This is a genomic window from Diaphorobacter sp. JS3051 (genome assembly GCF_015832135.1).
Taxonomy (GTDB): Bacteria; Pseudomonadota; Gammaproteobacteria; order Burkholderiales; family Burkholderiaceae_C; genus Diaphorobacter; species Diaphorobacter nitroreducens.
Genome location: NZ_CP065406.1, coordinates 1906673 through 1924245, shown reverse-complemented (window position 1 = coordinate 1924245; position 17573 = coordinate 1906673). Strand labels below are relative to the sequence as shown.

General features: G+C 64.6%; 22 protein-coding genes and 1 tRNA gene. 19 read left to right on the top strand and 4 right to left on the bottom strand.

Annotated elements, in window-relative coordinates; genetic code table 11:
* Positions 1–87: 87 nt before the first annotated feature.
* The 10 genes from galE (at position 88) to tatC (ending at position 6478) form a co-directional block, all read left to right on the top strand.
* Complete coding sequence (gene galE, locus I3K84_RS09215) at positions 88–1107, top strand: UDP-glucose 4-epimerase GalE (protein ID WP_196995949.1); 1020 nt, start codon at positions 88–90, stop codon at positions 1105–1107.
* Between the two features lie 158 nt (positions 1108–1265).
* Entirely contained in the window at positions 1266–2045 is a 780-nt protein-coding gene (gene hisF / locus I3K84_RS09210; protein ID WP_011804224.1) for an imidazole glycerol phosphate synthase subunit HisF, read from the top strand.
* Between the two features lie 104 nt (positions 2046–2149).
* Complete coding sequence (gene hisI / locus I3K84_RS09205) at positions 2150–2548, top strand: phosphoribosyl-AMP cyclohydrolase (RefSeq protein ID WP_011804225.1); 399 nt, start codon at positions 2150–2152, stop codon at positions 2546–2548.
* A gap of 6 nt (positions 2549–2554) precedes the next feature.
* Entirely contained in the window at positions 2555–2953 is a 399-nt protein-coding gene (locus I3K84_RS09200) for a phosphoribosyl-ATP diphosphatase (protein WP_011804226.1), read from the top strand.
* Entirely contained in the window at positions 2953–3339 is a 387-nt protein-coding gene (locus tag I3K84_RS09195) for a membrane protein (protein ID WP_011804227.1), read from the top strand. The genes I3K84_RS09200 and I3K84_RS09195 overlap by 1 nt, the downstream gene beginning before the upstream one ends.
* Complete coding sequence (locus tag I3K84_RS09190) at positions 3332–4372, top strand: patatin-like phospholipase family protein (RefSeq protein WP_196995948.1); 1041 nt, start codon at positions 3332–3334, stop codon at positions 4370–4372. The genes I3K84_RS09195 and I3K84_RS09190 overlap by 8 nt, the downstream gene beginning before the upstream one ends.
* Positions 4373–4411: 39 nt before the next feature.
* The gene (locus I3K84_RS09185) at positions 4412–4771 is read left to right on the top strand and encodes a histidine triad nucleotide-binding protein (protein ID WP_012655729.1); all 360 of its coding nucleotides are present in this window, start codon (positions 4412–4414) and stop codon (positions 4769–4771) included.
* 95 nt (positions 4772–4866) lie between these two features.
* Positions 4867–5115, top strand: coding sequence for a Sec-independent protein translocase subunit TatA (gene tatA / locus I3K84_RS09180; RefSeq protein WP_011804230.1), 249 nt, complete (start codon positions 4867–4869; stop codon positions 5113–5115).
* A gap of 32 nt (positions 5116–5147) precedes the next feature.
* Positions 5148–5627 (top strand): Sec-independent protein translocase protein TatB, encoded by a 480-nt coding sequence (gene tatB, locus I3K84_RS09175; RefSeq protein WP_012655731.1) that lies wholly within the window; start codon positions 5148–5150, stop codon positions 5625–5627.
* Between the two features lie 62 nt (positions 5628–5689).
* Complete coding sequence (tatC, locus tag I3K84_RS09170; protein WP_047349954.1) at positions 5690–6478, top strand: twin-arginine translocase subunit TatC; 789 nt, start codon at positions 5690–5692, stop codon at positions 6476–6478.
* Between the two features lie 135 nt (positions 6479–6613).
* Here tatC and I3K84_RS09165 read toward each other — a convergent pair whose 3' ends face one another.
* Both I3K84_RS09165 and I3K84_RS09160 read right to left on the bottom strand, forming a co-directional pair.
* Positions 6614–7753 (bottom strand): trypsin-like peptidase domain-containing protein, encoded by a 1140-nt coding sequence (locus tag I3K84_RS09165; protein WP_196995947.1) that lies wholly within the window; start codon positions 7751–7753, stop codon positions 6614–6616.
* A 135-nt stretch (positions 7754–7888) separates the two neighbouring features.
* The gene (locus I3K84_RS09160; RefSeq protein ID WP_172206319.1) at positions 7889–9232 is read right to left on the bottom strand and encodes a ferric reductase-like transmembrane domain-containing protein; all 1344 of its coding nucleotides are present in this window, start codon (positions 9230–9232) and stop codon (positions 7889–7891) included.
* Positions 9233–9372: 140 nt separating this feature from the next.
* Here I3K84_RS09160 and I3K84_RS09155 point away from each other — a divergent pair, with 140 nt between their 5' ends.
* Together I3K84_RS09155 and pdxA are read left to right on the top strand one after the other, a co-directional pair.
* Entirely contained in the window at positions 9373–10137 is a 765-nt protein-coding gene (locus I3K84_RS09155; protein ID WP_088887545.1) for a Nif3-like dinuclear metal center hexameric protein, read from the top strand.
* 77 nt (positions 10138–10214) lie between these two features.
* On the top strand, positions 10215–11270 hold the full coding sequence (pdxA, locus tag I3K84_RS09150) for a 4-hydroxythreonine-4-phosphate dehydrogenase PdxA (protein WP_011804236.1): 1056 nt from the start codon (positions 10215–10217) through the stop codon (positions 11268–11270).
* A 74-nt stretch (positions 11271–11344) separates the two neighbouring features.
* Here pdxA and mscL read toward each other — a convergent pair whose 3' ends face one another.
* Complete coding sequence (mscL, locus tag I3K84_RS09145; protein WP_011804237.1) at positions 11345–11773, bottom strand: large conductance mechanosensitive channel protein MscL; 429 nt, start codon at positions 11771–11773, stop codon at positions 11345–11347.
* Between the two features lie 142 nt (positions 11774–11915).
* Between mscL and petA the strand changes: the two genes are divergently transcribed.
* The 6 genes from petA to I3K84_RS09115 all read left to right on the top strand — a co-directional run bounded on the left by petA (position 11916) and on the right by I3K84_RS09115 (position 16127).
* Positions 11916–12515, top strand: coding sequence for a ubiquinol-cytochrome c reductase iron-sulfur subunit (gene petA / locus I3K84_RS09140; protein WP_011804238.1), 600 nt, complete (start codon positions 11916–11918; stop codon positions 12513–12515).
* Positions 12516–12530: 15 nt separating this feature from the next.
* Positions 12531–13952: a cytochrome bc complex cytochrome b subunit gene (locus tag I3K84_RS09135; RefSeq protein ID WP_011804239.1), complete on the top strand. Its 1422-nt coding sequence runs from the start codon at positions 12531–12533 to the stop codon at positions 13950–13952.
* Between the two features lie 16 nt (positions 13953–13968).
* A complete protein-coding gene (locus I3K84_RS09130) occupies positions 13969–14724 on the top strand; it encodes a cytochrome c1 (protein WP_103737801.1) in 756 nt (251 codons plus the stop codon).
* Positions 14725–14819: 95 nt separating this feature from the next.
* Positions 14820–15431: a glutathione S-transferase N-terminal domain-containing protein gene (locus I3K84_RS09125; RefSeq protein ID WP_011804241.1), complete on the top strand. Its 612-nt coding sequence runs from the start codon at positions 14820–14822 to the stop codon at positions 15429–15431.
* Positions 15432–15463: 32 nt separating this feature from the next.
* Positions 15464–15991: a ClpXP protease specificity-enhancing factor gene (locus I3K84_RS09120; RefSeq protein WP_041835890.1), complete on the top strand. Its 528-nt coding sequence runs from the start codon at positions 15464–15466 to the stop codon at positions 15989–15991.
* 60 nt (positions 15992–16051) lie between these two features.
* A tRNA-Thr gene (locus tag I3K84_RS09115) sits at positions 16052–16127 on the top strand.
* 106 nt (positions 16128–16233) lie between these two features.
* Here the strand turns inward: I3K84_RS09115 and I3K84_RS09110 are convergent.
* Positions 16234–16533 (bottom strand): hypothetical protein, encoded by a 300-nt coding sequence (locus I3K84_RS09110; protein ID WP_135148434.1) that lies wholly within the window; start codon positions 16531–16533, stop codon positions 16234–16236.
* A gap of 35 nt (positions 16534–16568) precedes the next feature.
* Between I3K84_RS09110 and I3K84_RS09105 the strand changes: the two genes are divergently transcribed.
* Complete coding sequence (locus tag I3K84_RS09105) at positions 16569–17534, top strand: M23 family metallopeptidase (RefSeq protein WP_196995946.1); 966 nt, start codon at positions 16569–16571, stop codon at positions 17532–17534.
* Positions 17535–17573 lie beyond the last annotated feature (39 nt).

Genomic DNA, 17573 nt, shown 5'->3' with positions numbered 1-17573 from the left:
CCGATTACAACGCGCCCCGGCCTCGCGCGGTTGAATGAAGCCCGGCGGTACATTCATGCCTTTGCGTATTTTCGAGGGCGAGAGGACATGATTCTTGTAACCGGGGGCGCGGGTTTCATCGGCACCCACACCTGCGCGGCCCTTGCCGATGCAGGCATTCCCACCTTGCTGCTCGACAACTTCAGCAACAGCCGCCGCAGCGTGCTGGACCGCCTGGCGCGCATCACCGGCAAGCCGGTGGCGTGCGTCGAGGGCGACGTGCGCGACGCGCAGTTGCTGCGGCAACTGTTTGCGTCCCACCCCATCGAGGGCGTGATCCACTTCGCCGCGCTCAAGGCCGTGGGCGAATCGGTGCGCGAGCCGCTGCGCTACTACGAAAACAACGTGGCGGGGACGGTGAGCCTGCTGCGCGCCATGCAGGCGGCCGGCGTGCGCACGCTGGTGTTTTCCTCCTCGGCCACGGTGTATGGCGATCCGGCGAGCCTGCCCATCCGCGAGGACTTTCCGCTGTCGGCCACCAACCCTTACGGCTGGAGCAAGCTGATGATGGAGCAGGTGCTGGCCGACGTGGACCACGCCGAGCCCGGCCAGTGGCGCATCGCGCGGCTGCGCTACTTCAACCCCGTGGGCGCGCACGAGAGCGGCCTGATCGGCGAGGACCCGCAGGGCGTGCCCAACAACCTCATGCCCTACGTGGCGCAGGTGGCCTGCGGCCAGCGCGAGGTGCTGAGCGTGTACGGCGGCGACTACCCCACGCCCGACGGCACGGGCGTGCGCGACTACATCCACGTGTGCGATCTGGCCGAGGGCCACGTGGCCGCGCTGCGCTACCTGCGCGCGCATCCGGGGCTGCTCACGGTGAACCTCGGCACGGGACGGCCGGTGTCGGTGCTGGAGATGGTGCGCGGCTTCGAGCAGGCCAGCGGCCGTGCCGTGCCCTACCAGGTGGTGGCGCGCCGCCCCGGCGATGTGGCCGCCTGCTGGGCCGACCCAGCCCTGGCCGAGCGCCTGCTGGGCTGGCGCGCGCGGCGCGACCTGCAGGCCATGTGCCGGGATGCCTGGCGCTGGCAGGACGGTGAGGCGCGCCGACTGGGTGATGCTCCTTGATTGATAGCTGGTCGCGCTTGTCAGTCAACGAATTGATGGGGGAAATGGTTTGGAAACCAAATCCGACGGGCGCGAAAAGCTATTGATTCAATAGCTGAGCACGGCGCCGCCCATGGTATCTTGCGGCCCTTCTTCTTCAAAAGCCGGAGTGCTGGCGCATGCTTGCCAAACGCATCATTCCCTGCCTTGACGTGACCGGTGGCCGTGTCGTCAAGGGTGTCAACTTTGTCGAGCTGCGCGACGCGGGCGATCCGGTGGAGATCGCCGCGCGCTACAACGCGCAGGGCGCCGACGAGCTCACCTTCCTGGACATCACCGCCACCAGCGACGAGCGCGACCTGATCCTGCCCATCATCGAGGCCGTGGCCAGCCAGGTTTTCATCCCCCTGACCGTAGGCGGCGGCGTGCGCACCGTGGAAGACGTGCGCCGCCTGCTCAATGCGGGCGCGGACAAGACCAGCTTCAACTCCGCCGCGATCGCCAACCCCGACGTCATCAGCCAGGCCTCGGCCAAGTACGGCGCGCAGTGCATCGTCGTGGCCATCGATGCCAAGCGCCGCCAGGGCGCGGAAGTGGCCGAGCGTGGCGAGGGCTGGGATGTCTACAGCCATGGCGGGCGCAAGAACACCGGCCTGGACGCCGTGCAGTGGGCCGTGGAGATGGCGCGCCGCGGTGCGGGCGAGATCCTGCTGACCAGCATGGACCGCGACGGCACCAAGAGCGGGTTTGATCTGCAACTCACCCGTGCGGTGAGCGACGCCGTGGGCGTGCCCGTGATCGCCTCGGGCGGCGTGGGCAACCTGGACCATCTGGCCGATGGCGTGCAGCAGGGCGGCGCGGATGCGGTGCTGGCGGCCAGCATCTTCCACTACGGCGAGTTCACCGTGCGCCAGGCCAAGGAGCGCATGCGCGAGCGCGGCATCCCCGTGCGGCTCTGATGCCGCGAATGGATGCCGATAAGGCCTGTAGCGCGCTTCCAGCAAGCGCTATAAGCTATAAAAAAAGCAGCATACATCGGCGTTGTAGCTGCCGATGACCGACAATGGACACCATGAACTGGCTTGATCAAGTGAAATGGGATGCGCAGGGCCTGGTGCCCGTGATTGCGCAGGAGGCCGCCACGGGCGACGTGCTGATGTTTGCCTGGATGAACCGCGAGGCGCTGGCCAAGACCGCCGAGCTGGGCCGCGCCGTGTACTACAGCCGCTCGCGCGGCAAGCTGTGGTTCAAGGGCGAGGAGTCGGGCCATGTGCAGCAGGTGCACGACATTCGCCTGGACTGCGACAGCGACGTGGTGCTGCTGAAGGTGACGCAGCTGGGCCACGAGCCCGGCATTGCCTGCCACACGGGTCGTCACAGCTGCTTCTTCAACGCCCTCCAGAATGGCGCGTGGCAGGCTGTCGATCCGGTCTTGAAAGACCCCGAATCCATCTACAAATAAGAAGCCATGACCCGCACCGATACCCATGCCCCTCTGTCGCAGGACGCGCTTGCGCGGCTGGCCGGCGTCATCGAAAGCCGCAAGCCCGCCAACGGCGGCGACCCTGACAAGAGCTACGTCGCGCGGCTGCTGCACAAGGGGCCTGACGCCTTCCTCAAGAAGGTGGGCGAGGAGGCGACCGAGGTGGTCATGGCGGCCAAGGACTTGGACCATGGCGCCGACAAGGCCAAGCTGGTGTACGAGGTGGCCGACCTGTGGTTCCACTCGATGATCGCGCTGGCGCATTACGGGCTTGCCCCCGCCGACGTGATTGCCGAGCTGGAGCGCCGCGAGGGCATCAGCGGCATCGAGGAAAAGGCCCTGCGCAAGGCCGCAGCCCGCAGCAGCGAAGAAGGAGGTGCGTGATGAACAACGATATCGTCGACGTGGAGCCCAGCGAGCGGGCCGAATCCCTCAAGACGGTCGGATGGGTCAGCTACATCCTGCACCTGATCGTGGCCGTGGCGGCGGTGCTGCCGGGCGCGCAGCCTAGCGCCGCACTCCTCATCGTCGCGCTGGTGATCGACCTGGTGAAGAAAAGCGATGCCGCGGGTACCTGGCAGGCCAGCCATTTCTCCTGGCGCGTGCGCACCGTGATCTGGGCCGGCGTGCTGTACGCGGTCACTGCGCCGCTGTGGCTGGTTTTCTTTTTCCCGGGTTGGGTCGCCTGGGGCCTGATCTCCATCTGGTTCCTCTACCGCATCGTGCGCGGCATGGTGGCCATGAACAAGGGGCAGGCCATCGATGCCTGAGCAGGGCGCGCCGCGGCGGCTCAACCTCGCGCTGCAGGGCGGCGGCTCGCATGGCGCGCTGACCTGGGGCGTGCTGGATGCGTTGCTCGAAGACGGCCAGTTCCTCATCGACGGCGTGAGCGGCACCAGCGCCGGTGCCATGAATGCCGTTGCGCTGGCCCACGGATTCGCCCAGGCCGCGCGGGAACACAAAGACCCGCTGGAGGCGCACCGCGCCGGCTGCGAACTGGCGCGCGCCACGCTGGCGCGGCTGTGGGAAGGCGTGGGCACACTCGGCAGCCTGACCTGGGGCATCCCCTTGCCCGGGGCCGGGCCGCTGCTGGGCATGATGTCCCACTGGCTGTCGCCCTACCAGACCAATCCGCTGGACATCAACCCCCTGCGGAGGGTGCTGGAGCGCGAGGTGGACTTCGAGGCCCTGGCTTCTGCGCGTGTGCCGCAGTCCACCACTGTGCCGCAGGTGTTCGTGTGCGCGACCAATGTGCGCACCGGGCGCGGGGAGATTTTCACCGCCAAGCGGCTCAGCGCCGATGCCGTCATGGCTTCGGCCTGCCTGCCGCTGCTGTTCAAGGCGGTGGAGATTGACGGCGAGCATTACTGGGACGGTGGCTATTCCGGCAACCCCGCGCTGCACCCGCTGATCTACAAGACCGACTGTGCCGATGTGCTGCTGGTGCAGATCAACCCCATCGAGCACCAGGGCGTGCCCGACAGTGCCAGCGAGATCATGGAGCGCATGAACGAGATCACGTTCAACGCCGCCCTGCTGTCCGAGCTGCGCGCCATCGAGTTCGTGCGGCGGCTGCTGGCCGAAGGCAAGCTGGACGCGCGCCGCTACAAGAGCGTGCGCATGCACCGCATCGATGGTGGCGCGGTGCTCGAGCCGTTCGGAGCTGCCAGCAAGCTGCGGGCGGACCTGGCCTTCGTGCGCCGCTTGTTCGACCTGGGCAGGGCGGCCGGCCAGGATTGGCTGCAGGCCCACCGGGCGGACGTGGGCGTGCGCACCACGGTCAACATCGCCGACAATGCGTGACCTTTCCACTGCCTGTTGACCGCCTTTTCGCCCTCCGCCATGCAGCACGACCCGAACTGCCTCTTCTGCAAGATCATCGCCGGCCAGATCCCCTCGAAGAAGGTGTACGAGGACGAGCGGGTGTTTGCCTTCCATGACATCCACCCCTGGGCGCCGGTGCATTTTCTCGTGGTGCCCAAGGTCCATCTGCACTCCATGGCGGCGGTCACGCCCGAGCACGCGGACCTGCTGGGGCACATGATGACGCTGGCGCCCAAGCTGGCGCAGGAGCAGGGCTGCAACCCTTATCCGGACGGAGGATTCCGCATCGTGGTAAATACCGGTTCCGAGGGCGGCCAGGAGATCCACCACCTGCACATGCACGTGATCGGCGGTCCCCGTCCCTGGCTCAAGGGGTAAGTCGGCACGCCTGCAGCCGCCGTGAAGTTGCTAGGGATATGAGGGGCCCGACATATCCGCCGTCTAGAATGGGCCGTATTCGTTAGGAGATTTTCATGGGTTCGTTTTCCATTTGGCACTGGCTCATCGTGCTGCTGATCGTCGTGATGGTGTTCGGCACCAAGAAGCTCAAGAACATCGGCTCCGACCTGGGCGGCGCGGTCAAGGGTTTTAAGGACGGCATGAAGGATGGCGCCAGCACCGATGACTCGGCCACCACCAGCGCGCCCGCGGGCCAGGTGACCAACAACAGCACGGCTGCCGACAAGACCACCATCGACGTCGAAGCCAAGCACAAGAGCTGAACGCCCACGCCTTTCCTGCCTGAGCGTTCCTCATGATCGACATTGGCCTGTCCAAGATGGCGCTGATTGGCGCCGTGGCCCTCATCGTCATCGGCCCCGAGAAGCTGCCGCGCGTCGCGCGCACGGTGGGCACCTTGCTGGGCAAGGCGCAGCGTTACGTGGCCGACGTCAAGGCGGAGGTTAACCGCTCCATGGAGCTGGACGAGCTGCGCAAGATGAAAGACACCGTGGAGAACGCGGCGCGCGACGTGGAGCAGACCATCCACACCAGCGCCAGCGATTTCCAGAAGGACATGGAGCACAGCCTGGGCGACGCCTCTGCTTCCGGCAGCACCTACGGGGTGGACCAAGGCCTGTCCACCGTGGTCCCGGCGTACAAGCACCCAGCCAAGAACTGGCGCCTCAAGCGCGGTGCCATGCCCCAGTGGTACAAGGCGCGCGCGGGCGTGCGCACGCGGGTGCAGTCAGGCGCGGCGCGCGTGGCACGGTTCCGCCCCCAGAAATTCCATTGATCCCCTGATGGGCTGCGCCCTGCGCAGCCCGCGCGGGCCATGATCCCGCCCCCACCCCCACCATGTCCGAAACACCGAACCAAGAAGACGAGCTCGCCGGTACCGAGCAGCCTTTCGTGCAGCACCTGATGGAGCTGCGCGACCGCCTCGTGAAGGCCATGATCGCGGTGGGGGTCGTCGCGGCCGCCCTGTTCTTCTACCCCGGTCCCGGCCAGCTGTACGACTTCCTGGCCGCGCCCTTGGTGGCCCACTTGCCGCAGGGGGCGACCATGATTGCCACCTCGGTGATCTCGCCCTTCATGGTGCCGCTCAAGATCCTGCTGATGTCGGCGTTCCTTGTGGCGCTGCCTTTCGTGCTGTGGCAGGTGTGGGCCTTCGTGGCACCGGGGCTGTATTCGCACGAGAAGCGCCTGGTGCTGCCGCTGGTGGTTTCCAGCACGGTGCTGTTCTTCATCGGCGTGGCGTTCTGCTACTTCTTCGTGTTTGGGCAGGTGTTCAGCTTCATCCAGGGTTTTGCCCCCAAGAGCATCACCGCCGCGCCGGACATCGAGGCCTACCTGGGCTTCGTGATGACCATGTTCCTCGCCTTCGGCCTGGCCTTCGAGGTGCCGATCGCCGTGGTGGTGCTGGCGCGCCTGAACGTCGTGAGCGTGGAAAAGCTCAAGAGCTTCCGCGGCTACTTCATCGTGGTCGCGTTCGTGATCGCCGCCATCGTTACGCCGCCGGACGTGGTGTCGCAACTGGCGCTGGCGATTCCCATGTGCCTGCTCTACGAGTTGGGCATCTGGGCGGCGCAGCTGTTCATCCGCCATACCAAGGCACCCGAAGATCCGCAGGAATCCGCGCCGTGAGCGTGCACTGAGCCACCGCCGCGCTGCGGGGGGCCGCCGGCGCCCGGTGGTGCACCGTTCAGGAGTGGAAACAAAAATAGCTTCCCGCGCTTTGTAGACAACCGCGGGAAGCTATTTTTTTGATAGTAATACCGTTCAGCGGCGCTGCTGCACGCGGGGCCGCGTGCCCGGCACGACCGATACCTCCAGCCGCGCGTCGCCGCGCTGCAGCGCAAAGCTGGCCGCGGAGCCGGGCTTGAGGGACGCCACCGCCGTGAGCAGTTGCGACACATTGTTGGTGGCTTTGTCCTCCACGCTCAGGATCACGTCGCCCGGCCGCACCCCCGCCACTGCCGCGGGACCGCCCTGCAGCACGCCGGTGATGATCACGCCCTCCGTGGCCTTCACGCCAAAGGTCTGCGCCAGTTCCGGGGACAGTTCGTTGGGCTCCACGCCGATCCAGCCGCGCGTGACCTGCCCGTCGCGCACGATACCGTCCAGCACCAGCTTGGCCGTCGACACGGGAATGGCAAAGCCGATGCCCATGCTGCCGCCTGAGCGGGAGTAGATGGCGTTGTTGATGCCCATCAGGTTGCCATTCACGTCCACCAGCGCGCCGCCGGAGTTGCCGGGGTTGATGGCCGCGTCGGTCTGAATGAAGTTCTCGAAAGTGTTGATGCCCAGTTGGCTGCGACCCAGGGCCGACACGATGCCGCTGGTGACCGTCTGGCCCACGCCAAAGGGGTTGCCGATGGCCAGCACCTGATCGCCCACGGCGAGCTGGTCGGAATCGCCCAGCACGATGACGGGCAGCTTGTCGAGATCCACCTTCAGCACGGCCAGGTCGGTTTCAGGGTCGGTGCCGATCACGGTGGCGCGTGCGCGCCGGCTGTCCGTGAGCGTGACCTCGATCTCGTCAGCGCTCTCGACCACGTGGTTATTGGTGAGGATGTAGCCGTCGGGGCTGATGATCACGCCGCTGCCCAGGCCGGTTTGCGCCTGGGTGCCCTGGTCTCCAAAGAAGAACTGGAACCACGGGTCGTTGCTGCGCGGGTGGCGCACGGCCTTGCTGGTGTTGATGCTGACCACCGCTGGCGCCGCCTTGCGCGCCGCCCCACTGAAGCTGCCCGCCGCGGGCTGGGCGGACGTGGAGGAGGGCGCCTGGATGAGCGATATGCCAGCGCCGCTGCGTGTGGCGCCGCGCTGCAGCCAGTCGGGCTGCAGGGTGGCCACCACGAAGTACGCAGCCAGCAGCACGGTGACGGATTGGGAGAGCAGGAGCCAGAGGCGTTTCATGGGGCGTGATGCGGTTGGAAGGCGAGCGCAAATTGTAGGCGTGTGCCCCGGTTTTGGGGCGTGGGACGGCGCGGGGCGAGTCCCCGCAGACGCAGTGGCGGGCCTGGCGTTGCGAGGGGCCTGCCTCGCGTCGCATCAGCGCATCTGGAACAGTTCCTGGTGGAAGGCCTGCGTGGGCAGGCCGTGCGCGGCCAGGTCTGCCCGCAGGGCAGAGGCGAACGGTATCGGGCCGCAGAACCAGACGCTGGCGTTTCGCCATTCGGGCACCAGCGCTCGCAGACGCTCGCCGTCCAGGCGCCCGTCCTGTGCATCCACGAACAGGTGCAGGCGCACGCCGGCGGCCTGCGCATCGACACGCAGCTTGTCCAGCGCCACCGGGTCGTGGTCGGCGGTGGTGTGGAACAGGTCGATGGGCCGGGCGGAGTGGGAGCCCCCGTGCGCGAGTTGTTTCATGCGTGCGACGAACGGCGTAATGCCGATGCCGGCGCCGATCCAGATCTGGCGTGGACGCGCGTCGTCGAATGTGAAGCAGCCGTACGGCCCCTCCACCGTCACGTGGTCGCCCACGCGCAGGCGGTCGGGCAGGCGGCTGGTGTGGTCGCCGAGGGCCTTGGTGATGAAAGTGACGCACGGGTCTTGTGGCATCCACGCCGATGCGATGGTGTAGGGGTGCGCGCCTTCCTTGGGGTCGGAGGTGACGAAGGCGAATTGCCCCGCGCGGTGCCCCGGCCAGAGGCCGTCGAGACGGATGCGCGTTTCCAGCACGCGCAGCGCGGGATACGGCTGCAATGAAACGATGCGACCCTGAACGGTGCGGCGCCCGCCCACGCGGCGGGTCAGTACCAGCACGGCTGATACCGTGCCGGCGGCCACCAGCAGGGCCAGCAGCCAGCCGATCGGCTGCGACCAGTAGCTCCACTGCACCAGCACCACGGTGTGGAAGACCAGCGCCAGGTAAGCCACGGCCAGCAACTGGTGCGTCTTGGCGAACAGCCGGTACGGAAAGCGCTTGACCAGCGCCAGCACGATGAGCAGTACCGCTGCGTAGAACGCCCACTCGCCCACGCCTTCGGCGAGGCCGCGCCAATCGCGCAGCGTGGCCTCTGCAAGGCCCAGGCTCTCGGCAGGCGGGCGCGGCCCGCGCGGCGGCCGGGTGAGCCAACCCCATCCCACGGCCCATTTGGTGCCCTTGGCCCAGAGCCAGTGCACAGTGCCGATCGCCAGCGCGGCGATGCCCAGCCACTTGTGCAGACGGTACATCTTGTCCAGCCCGTCCAAATGCCGCTCCAGCCACACGGGGCGCACGGCCAGCAGCATGGCGAGCGACATCGCGCCCATCACCAGCACGCCGCTGTATTGCACCCAGACGGTGCGCAGCGCGAAGTAGCCCGGCTGCGCGGGCCATAGCGTGTCGGCCATCAGCCACAGCGCGGTGAGGCCGAGCAAGAAGGCCCAGAAGGCCCACGTGATGCGTTTCATCCCAGTTCCCTGTTGGTTGTCATGGTGGTTTGCCAGGCAGTCTAGGAGCGCGTTTGCGCGGGATTTTTTAAGCAGTGTGAAGCATGGGTAAACACGTTTGATGTGGGTCAGCGCAGGGGCACATCGCGGACAATTGCCGCATGTCTCATCCTTCGCATACCGACCGGGACGCGCTGCTGGCGGCCTTTGATGCCGAACTGCAGCCCGAACGCTTCAAGGATTACGGGCCCAATGGGCTGCAGGTGGAAGGCAGGCGCGAGATCGCGCGCATCGTCAGCGGAGTCACGGCCAGCCGCGCGCTGATCGATGCCGCCATTGCCGCGCGGGCCGACGCCATCTTCGTGCACCACGGCTTGTTCTGGCGGGGCATGGACGGCCGCGTGACCGGCTGGATGAAGCAGCGCCTGCAGCGCCTGCTGGCACACGACATCAATCTGTTTGCCTACCACTTGCCACTGGACGCGCATGCGCAGTGGGGTAACAACGCACAACTGGGGCGCGTGCTGGGCTGGCAGCCCGACCAGCGTTTTGGCGAGCAGGACCTGGGCTTTGCCGCGCCGGCGGACTTCGCAGATGTGGGTGCGCTGGCCGCGCACGTGCAAGCGGCGCTGGGCCGTGCGGCCACGGTGGTGGTGCCGGAGCAGGTACGCCACATCCGCCGCGTGGCGTGGTGCACGGGCGGCGCGCAAGGGTTCTTCGAGTCCGCCATCGCCGCGGGGGCGGATGCCTTCATCACCGGCGAGATCTCCGAACAGCAGACCCACCTCGCGCGCGAGACGGGCGTGGCCTTCATCGCAGCCGGCCACCATGCCACCGAACGCTACGGTGCGCCGGCGCTCGCGGCCCATGTCGCGCAGCGGTTGGGGTTGGAGCACCGTTTCATCGATATCGACAATCCTGCTTGAGTTTTTGCTATTAAAAATATAGCTGCTTGCGCTTTATGGTAGAGCGCTAGAGCCCTATTTGATCTATAGGCTTATTCATGAATGCACTTCCCGCGCTTGCCATCACCCAGGGGGATCCCGCAGGCATCGGTCCGGAAATCGTGGCCAAGGCGTTTCGCGATGCGCCACAGGTGCTGCGCGGCTGCTTCGTGGTGGGAGACCTGCCGACCATGCGCCGCGCGGCGTCCTGCATCATGCGGCCGGGCCAGCCCAGTTTGCCCGTGGCGCGGCTGGATGCGCACCGTGCGCCGGTCGACCTGGCCGACATTCCGCCGCGCTGCCTGCCCGTATGGCAACTGCCGGAATTGGAGGGCGTGGCCCCTGCGCCCTGGGGGCGGGTGAGCGCCGAAGCCGGGCGTGCCGCGGCGGCGTGCGTGGTGTGGGCTGCGCGTGCTGCATTGCGTGGCGAGGTTGCGGCGCTGGTGACGGCGCCTTTGCACAAGGAGGCGCTCGCGGCCGCGGGCGTGCACCATCCCGGTCACACGGAACTGCTGCAAGCCGAGGCAGCGCTCCATGCGGGCGTGTCCTTGCAGCAGATGCCCGTGCGCATGATGCTCGCGAATGACGAGCTGCGCACCGTGCTCGTCAGCATCCACGTCGCGCTGCGCGATGCCATTACCGCGGTGACGCAGGACAGCGTGCTGCAGACGCTGCGGATCACCCATGCTGCGCTCTCGCGCAGCCTGGGGCGCGCTCCGCGCATTGGCGTGGCGGGGCTCAATCCGCATGCGGGCGAGGGGGGCTTGTTCGGCCGCGAGGAGCTCGAAATCATCGCGCCGGCCGTGACGCAGGCGCGCAGTGAGGGGATCGATGCCCACGGCCCGTTTGCACCCGACACCATTTTTATGCGCGCCCGCTCCACGCCGCAGCGCGCCGGCGAGTTTGACGTGGTGCTGGCCATGTACCACGACCAGGGCCTGATCCCGGTGAAGTACTTGGGCGTGGACAAGGGGGTGAACGTCACGCTCGGGTTGCCGCTCGTGCGCACCAGCCCCGACCACGGCACGGCCTTCGACATCGCGGGGCAGGGGACGGCGGATGCGGAGAGCCTGATCGAAGCCGTGCGCATGGCGCGGCAGTTGGCGCGGCCCTGAACGTCTCCCTGAAATGCAAAGGCCCGCCGCCCCGGGAAGGGCGGTGGGCCTTTTTACGCGCCCTCTGCGTGCTGTCAGCGCTTGAGGCTGTCGCGGATCTCGCGCAGCAGCTGGATGTCCTCGGGAGTGGCGGGCGGGGCTGGCGGCTCGACGGGTGTCTCACGCTTGAGCCGGTTGATCTGTTTGACCATCACGAAGATGATGAACGCGAGGATCACGAAATTGACCGCGACGGTGATGAAATTGCCGTAAGCCAGTACCGGCACGCCCGCTTTGCGAATCGCCTCCAGCGTATAGGGCGTGCCCTCCGGCACGCTGCCCAGCACGATGAACAGGTTGGAGAAGTCCAGCTTGCCGAACACCAAGCCCACGACCGGCATGATGAGGTCGCTGACGACGGAGTCGACGATCTTGCCGAAGGCACCACCGATGATCACGCCGACCGCGAGGTCAATGACGTTGCCCTTAACGGCAAACTCCCGAAACTCTTTGGCAATGCCCATTTCGTTTCTCCTTTGATCCTTTGATATAGATGAAAACACTGAACTATTGCCTAGCTTAAGTCCAACAGCAGCGTTGGAATAACCATTTTCACTCCGCTACAATTTGCGGTTGACCCCTTAGCGAAGCATACCGAGGATCCCCATGAGTGAAACTCCGATCGACTCCAGCAAGCGGACGTGGCTGATTGCGTCCGGCTGCGCTGGTGCGGTGGGCGGCGTGGCGACTGCCGTTCCTTTTGTGAGCACTTTCCAACCGTCTGAAAAGGCCAAGGCAGCAGGTGCTGCCGTCGAGGTGGATATCTCGGGTCTCAAGCCCGGCGAAAAAATCACCGTGGAATGGCGTGGAAAGCCTGTTTGGATTGTCAAGCGCACGCCCGAGCAGCTTGCCGAGCTGCCCAAGCTGGATGCGCAGCTTGCCGATCCCAAATCGGCGCGCAACCCTGCGGAGCTCACGCCGGAATATGCGCGCAACGAATGGCGCTCCATCAAACCCGAGGTGTTCGTGGCCGTGGGTATCTGCTCCCACCTTGGCTGCTCTCCCACGGAGAAGTTCGCGCCGGGTCCGCAGCCTTCCCTGCCTGACGACTGGAAGGGCGGTTTCCTGTGCCCTTGCCATGGCTCCACATTCGACATGGCGGGCCGTGTGTTCAAGAACAAGCCTGCGCCTGACAATCTCGAAGTGCCGCCGCACATGTACCTGTCGGAGACCAAGCTCCTGATCGGTGAAGACAAGAAGGCCTGAGGGAGGCACTGACAAATGGCTGCTTATCGCGAATTCAAGGAAGTCTCGCCCAACGCGTCCGCGCGCGTGAAGGTCACCAACTGGCTGGAAAACCGTTTCCCCACGGCTTTCGATGCCTACAAGGTGCACATGTCGGAGTACTACGCTCCGAAGAACTTCAACTTCTGGTACATCTTCGGCTCGCTGGCGCTGCTGGTACTGGTGATCCAGATCGTCACCGGCATCTTCCTCGTGATGCACTACAAGCCCGACGCTGCCAAGGCGTTCGAGTCTGTCGAGTACATCATGCGCGATGTGCCGTGGGGCTGGCTGATCCGCTACATGCACTCGACCGGTGCGTCGGCTTTCTTCGTGGTCGTGTACCTGCACATGTTCCGCGGCCTGCTGTACGGCTCCTACCGCAAGCCACGCGAACTGGTGTGGATCTTCGGATGCGCGATCTTCCTGGCGCTGATGGCCGAGGCGTTCATGGGCTATCTGCTGCCCTGGGGCCAGATGTCCTACTGGGGCGCACAGGTGATCGTGAACCTGTTCTCCGCCATTCCCTTCATCGGCCCCGATCTGGCGCTGCTGATCCGTGGCGACTATGTGGTGAGCGATGCGACGCTGAACCGCTTCTTCAGCTTCCACGTGATCGCTGTGCCGCTGGTGCTGCTGGGCCTGGTGGTTGCGCACTTGCTGGCGCTGCATGACGTGGGCTCCAACAACCCTGATGGCATCGAAATCAAGGGCCCCGGCAAGCCGGTGGATGAGCATGGCCACCCGCTGGACGGCGTACCTTTCCACCCTTACTACACGGTGCACGACATCCTGGGCGTGGGCGTGTTCCTGTTCATCTTCTCGGCGGTGGTGTTCTTTGCTCCGGAACTGGGTGGCTACTTCCTGGAGTACAACAACTTCATCCCGGCCGATCCGCTGCAGACGCCTGCCCACATCGCCCCGGTGTGGTACTTCACGCCCTTCTATTCCATGCTGCGCGCCATCACCACCGAGATGATGTACGTGTTGATCGCATGTGTGGTGCTGGGTGCGGGCTTCGGTGTATTCAAGGCCCGTTTGCCTGCGCTCATCAAGGGTGGCGTAGCGCTGGCAGCCGCCGTCGCCATCGCCCTCATGCTGGCTATTGATGCCAAGTTTTGGGGCGTGGTGGTGATGGGTGGTGCCGTGATCATTCTGTTCTTCCTGCCCTGGCTGGACCAGAGCCCTGCACGCTCGATCCGCTATCGCCCGACCTGGCACAAGTACCTGTACGCAGTATTCGTGGTTGTGTTCGTCATCCTGGCCTACCTGGGCGTGCAACCGCCATCGCCCATCGGCGAGCGGGTTTCGCAAGTGGGTACGCTGTTCTACTTTGGTTTCTTCCTGCTCATGCCCTGGTGGAGCCGCTTGGGTACACCCAAGCCTGTGCCGGACCGCGTGACTTTTGCTGCGCACTGAGCTGGAGACGACAACAATGAAAAAACTCATCCTCACGTTGGTTGCAGCTCTGGGTCTGGTGGCTGGGGCGCATGCCGCCGGTGGTGGCATGGCCTGGGACAAGGCGCCTGTCAATACCAGCGACACGGCGTCCTTGCAGAACGGTGCGAAGCTCTTCGTCAACTATTGCCTCAACTGCCACTCGGCTGCCTTCATGCGTTTCAATCGCTTGAAGGACATCGGTCTCACGGACCAGCAGATCAAGGACAACCTGCTGTTCACGACCGATAAGGTGGGCGAGACCATGAAGTCCGCCATCGATCCCAAGCAGGCCAAGGTGTGGTTCGGCGCCAACCCGCCTGATCTCACGGTGATTGCACGTTCGCGTGCAGGCGCTGGCGGAACGGGCGCCGACTATCTCTACACCTTCCTGCGCACCTTCTATCGGGACGACACCAAGGCCACGGGCTGGAATAATCTCGCGTTCCCCAATGTGGGCATGCCCCATGCCTTGTGGCAACTGCAAGGCGAGCGCCGCCCGATCTTCGAAGAGCGTGAAAGCCACGGCAAGACCGAGCATGTGCTCAAGGGCTGGGAGCAGGTTACTGCAGGCAGCATGACGCCGTTGCAATACGACCAAGCTGTAGGTGATCTCGTGAATTATCTGCAGTGGATGGGCGAGCCAGCGCAAAATACACGTGTTCGCATTGGCGTATGGGTGTTGATCTTCCTCGGCGTGTTCACGTTCATCGCATGGAGGCTCAACGCCGCCTTCTGGAAAGACGTTAAGTAAACGCTAGGTTCTTTGCCGCGCATTTCTGCGCTGCCGAGCATGTACAGAGTGGGTGCCCTGGCACCCACTCTTTTGATTTTTAGGAGCTGCTCACCATGATGGTGCTTTATTCGGGTACGACCTGCCCCTTTTCCCATCGCTGCCGTTTCGTCCTCTTCGAAAAAGGCATGGATTTCGAGATCCGCGATGTGGACCTGTACAACAAGCCCGAAGACATCAGCGTGATGAATCCCTATGGTCAGGTTCCCATCCTGGTCGAGCGCGACTTGATCCTGTACGAGTCCAACATCATCAACGAGTACATTGATGAGCGCTTCCCCCACCCGCAACTGATGCCGGGTGATCCGGTGGACCGCGCACGCGTGCGCCTGTTCCTGCTGAACTTCGAGAAGGAATTGTTCGTTCACGTGAACGCGCTGGAGTCGCGCGCCACGAAGGGGAATGAAAAGGCATTGGAGAAGGCGCGCACGCACATCCGCGACCGGCTGACGCAGCTCGCTCCGGTGTTCTTGAAGAACAAATACATGTTGGGCGAGGGTTTTTCCATGCTTGATGTGGCCATTGCACCCTTGTTGTGGCGCCTGGACTATTACGGCATCGAGTTGAGCAAGAACGCTGCACCATTGCTCAAATATGCCGAGCGCATTTTCTCCCGCCCGGCATATATCGAGGCGCTGACGCCTTCCGAGAAAGTCATGCGCAAATAAGCTGCTGCGCCTTTTTCTTTTGCTTGCGTACGATGAAGCCCCAGGAATTTCCCTCCACGCGCCCCTATCTCATTCGTGCTCTGTATGAGTGGTGCACGGACAACGGCTTCACGCCCTATCTGGTGGTGCGTGTGAACGAATCCGTTCAGGTACCGCGTGAGTACGTCAACAACGGCGAGATTGTCCTGAACGCAAGCTACGACGCGACGAGCGGGCTGCAACTGGGCAACGATTTCATCGAGTTCAAGGCACGCTTCGGCGGCAGGCCGCACGACATCATGGTCCCGGTGCGCCGGGTCGTCGCCATCTACGCCCGTGAAAACGGACAGGGTATGGCCTTCCCGTTGGAAGAAGAAGTGTCCGTGCCGCCGGCCGCTGCTGTAGTGTCATCCGAGGACTTGGACGCTGGACCGGGTGTCCCTGGCTCCGCGGTTTCCGAGCGTGGACCTGTTCAGTTGCAATCGGTTGACGGCTCTTTGAGCGATGCGCACGAGGAGGCGCCGCGACCGCCTCCGCCCACAGGAGGCGCAGGGCGTCCTTCGCTCAAGCGCATCAAATGAGGCATCTTTCAAGGTGCATCAATTTGAGCCGTGCGTTTTGAACGCTAGAATCTGGAGTTCGCCGATTTAGCTCAGTTGGTAGAGCACCCGCCTTGTAAGCGGTAGGTCGTCAGTTCGAATCCGACAATCGGCACCATTGCACAGGCCGCATGTTCGCAGGGACATGCGGCTTTTCTTTTGCGTGCGGCCTTTTCTTTACGACGCCATGCCTGCGGCATAGCTGGCGTCTTTCGCCTGAGTGCTCAGGTTTGAACTTTCAGGCGTATGGAGTTAACCTCCCATCCCCGACTGCGCAGATGTGCCTCGAATGCGGGCAGCAATTGCCGGACTTTTGCGGCGGCGGCATTGCTGCGGACCAGCAGGCACCAACAAGCGCCTTCAATCGGCCCTGCCTGAATGGCGGGGCGCAGCATCGGGGGTATCAAGCCCTCGATGGCTTTCAGCCGGGCACTGGACTCCTGGGTGAGCGCGGTCAGCTTCGCCAACGTCGGCGACTCCTGCGTGGCTTGCTGGAGTGAGATGGCGTGGTGACGACGATTCATACAGAGACTGGTCCAACCAGCGACGAGGGAAAAACGTGCAGGTGATTATTACGGATGCGTGGCTCGCGCGAAGCCGCGCCATACACCTCAGTGGTGTGCAACTGATCTGCGCTCTAGCTGGGATTTTCTTGGCACTGCTGTTCATGACCGTGATGGCGTACCACTGGGTGCTGATGCATGGCGTGCGCGAGGGCTGGCCCGTAGTGGGCTCCATGGCACGACTGGCTGTGCAGGATGAGCAAGCCCAGCGCGAGCGGTTCATGCGCGCCAACATCGATGCGATGGCGCGCAAGCTGGGAGACATGCAAGCCCGTGTACTCCAACTGGAATCGCTGGGTGAGCGTGTGCGAGGCCTGGCCGGGCTGCCTGCTTCCGAGGTGCAGAGCCTGCCGGGCCGTGGAGGCATGCTGGTGGCTGGGCGCTCGCTGGGGCTCGACGAACTGAATGCGGCCTTGGACGACCTGGTCGCCATCACCGGCCGGCGGACGGATTTGATGACGGTGGCAGAGTCACGCCTCTTTGACCAGCACATCCGCAAGCACTTGGTCCCGACCCAGGTTCCCGTGCGCGACACGGCTGTTGGTTCGCCGTTCGGCTGGCGCATTGATCCTTTTACCGGCCAGTCCGCGTTGCATACCGGGCTGGACTTCTCGGCCGGAACCGGCACGCCCATCGTGGCCGCGGCCGGCGGCGTGGTGATCGCCCAGGAGTGCCACCCCGCCTATGGCAACATGGTGGAGATAGACCACGGAAGCCAACTCGTCACCCGCTACGCCCACGCCTTCAAAACCCTGGTGAAGGCGGGAGACATCGTGCGCCGGGGACAGAAAATCGCGGAAGTGGGGAGTACGGGCCGCTCCACGGGGCCGCATTTGCATTTCGAAGTGTGGGTGCAAGGCGTGCCGCAGGATCCGCAGAAATTCCTCTTCGCGGGAGAGCCCGCACCGATGCCACACGCCCCCACGGGGCGCGCTGCCATGGGGCACCTGGCGCACAGGTAGAATCTTTCGATCAGGCCCGCCACCTCGGATTGCAGGCAC

Bases quoted from the DNA above. Each gene is read 5' to 3' on its own strand.
- galE (WP_196995949.1), top strand. From the start codon at position 88: ATGATTCTTGTAACCGGGGGCGCGGGTTTCATCGGCACCCACACCTGC.
- hisF (WP_011804224.1), top strand. From the start codon at position 1,266: ATGCTTGCCAAACGCATCATTCCCTGCCTTGACGTGACCGGTGGCCGT.
- hisI (WP_011804225.1), top strand. From the start codon at position 2,150: ATGGACACCATGAACTGGCTTGATCAAGTGAAATGGGATGCGCAGGGC.
- I3K84_RS09200 (WP_011804226.1), top strand. From the start codon at position 2,555: ATGACCCGCACCGATACCCATGCCCCTCTGTCGCAGGACGCGCTTGCG.
- I3K84_RS09195 (WP_011804227.1), top strand. From the start codon at position 2,953: ATGAACAACGATATCGTCGACGTGGAGCCCAGCGAGCGGGCCGAATCC.
- I3K84_RS09190 (WP_196995948.1), top strand. From the start codon at position 3,332: ATGCCTGAGCAGGGCGCGCCGCGGCGGCTCAACCTCGCGCTGCAGGGC.
- I3K84_RS09185 (WP_012655729.1), top strand. From the start codon at position 4,412: ATGCAGCACGACCCGAACTGCCTCTTCTGCAAGATCATCGCCGGCCAG.
- tatA (WP_011804230.1), top strand. From the start codon at position 4,867: ATGGGTTCGTTTTCCATTTGGCACTGGCTCATCGTGCTGCTGATCGTC.
- tatB (WP_012655731.1), top strand. From the start codon at position 5,148: ATGATCGACATTGGCCTGTCCAAGATGGCGCTGATTGGCGCCGTGGCC.
- tatC (WP_047349954.1), top strand. From the start codon at position 5,690: ATGTCCGAAACACCGAACCAAGAAGACGAGCTCGCCGGTACCGAGCAG.
- I3K84_RS09165 (WP_196995947.1), bottom strand. From the start codon at position 7,753: ATGAAACGCCTCTGGCTCCTGCTCTCCCAATCCGTCACCGTGCTGCTG.
- I3K84_RS09160 (WP_172206319.1), bottom strand. From the start codon at position 9,232: ATGAAACGCATCACGTGGGCCTTCTGGGCCTTCTTGCTCGGCCTCACC.
- I3K84_RS09155 (WP_088887545.1), top strand. From the start codon at position 9,373: ATGTCTCATCCTTCGCATACCGACCGGGACGCGCTGCTGGCGGCCTTT.
- pdxA (WP_011804236.1), top strand. From the start codon at position 10,215: ATGAATGCACTTCCCGCGCTTGCCATCACCCAGGGGGATCCCGCAGGC.
- mscL (WP_011804237.1), bottom strand. From the start codon at position 11,773: ATGGGCATTGCCAAAGAGTTTCGGGAGTTTGCCGTTAAGGGCAACGTC.
- petA (WP_011804238.1), top strand. From the start codon at position 11,916: ATGAGTGAAACTCCGATCGACTCCAGCAAGCGGACGTGGCTGATTGCG.
- I3K84_RS09135 (WP_011804239.1), top strand. From the start codon at position 12,531: ATGGCTGCTTATCGCGAATTCAAGGAAGTCTCGCCCAACGCGTCCGCG.
- I3K84_RS09130 (WP_103737801.1), top strand. From the start codon at position 13,969: ATGAAAAAACTCATCCTCACGTTGGTTGCAGCTCTGGGTCTGGTGGCT.
- I3K84_RS09125 (WP_011804241.1), top strand. From the start codon at position 14,820: ATGATGGTGCTTTATTCGGGTACGACCTGCCCCTTTTCCCATCGCTGC.
- I3K84_RS09120 (WP_041835890.1), top strand. From the start codon at position 15,464: ATGAAGCCCCAGGAATTTCCCTCCACGCGCCCCTATCTCATTCGTGCT.
- I3K84_RS09110 (WP_135148434.1), bottom strand. From the start codon at position 16,533: ATGAATCGTCGTCACCACGCCATCTCACTCCAGCAAGCCACGCAGGAG.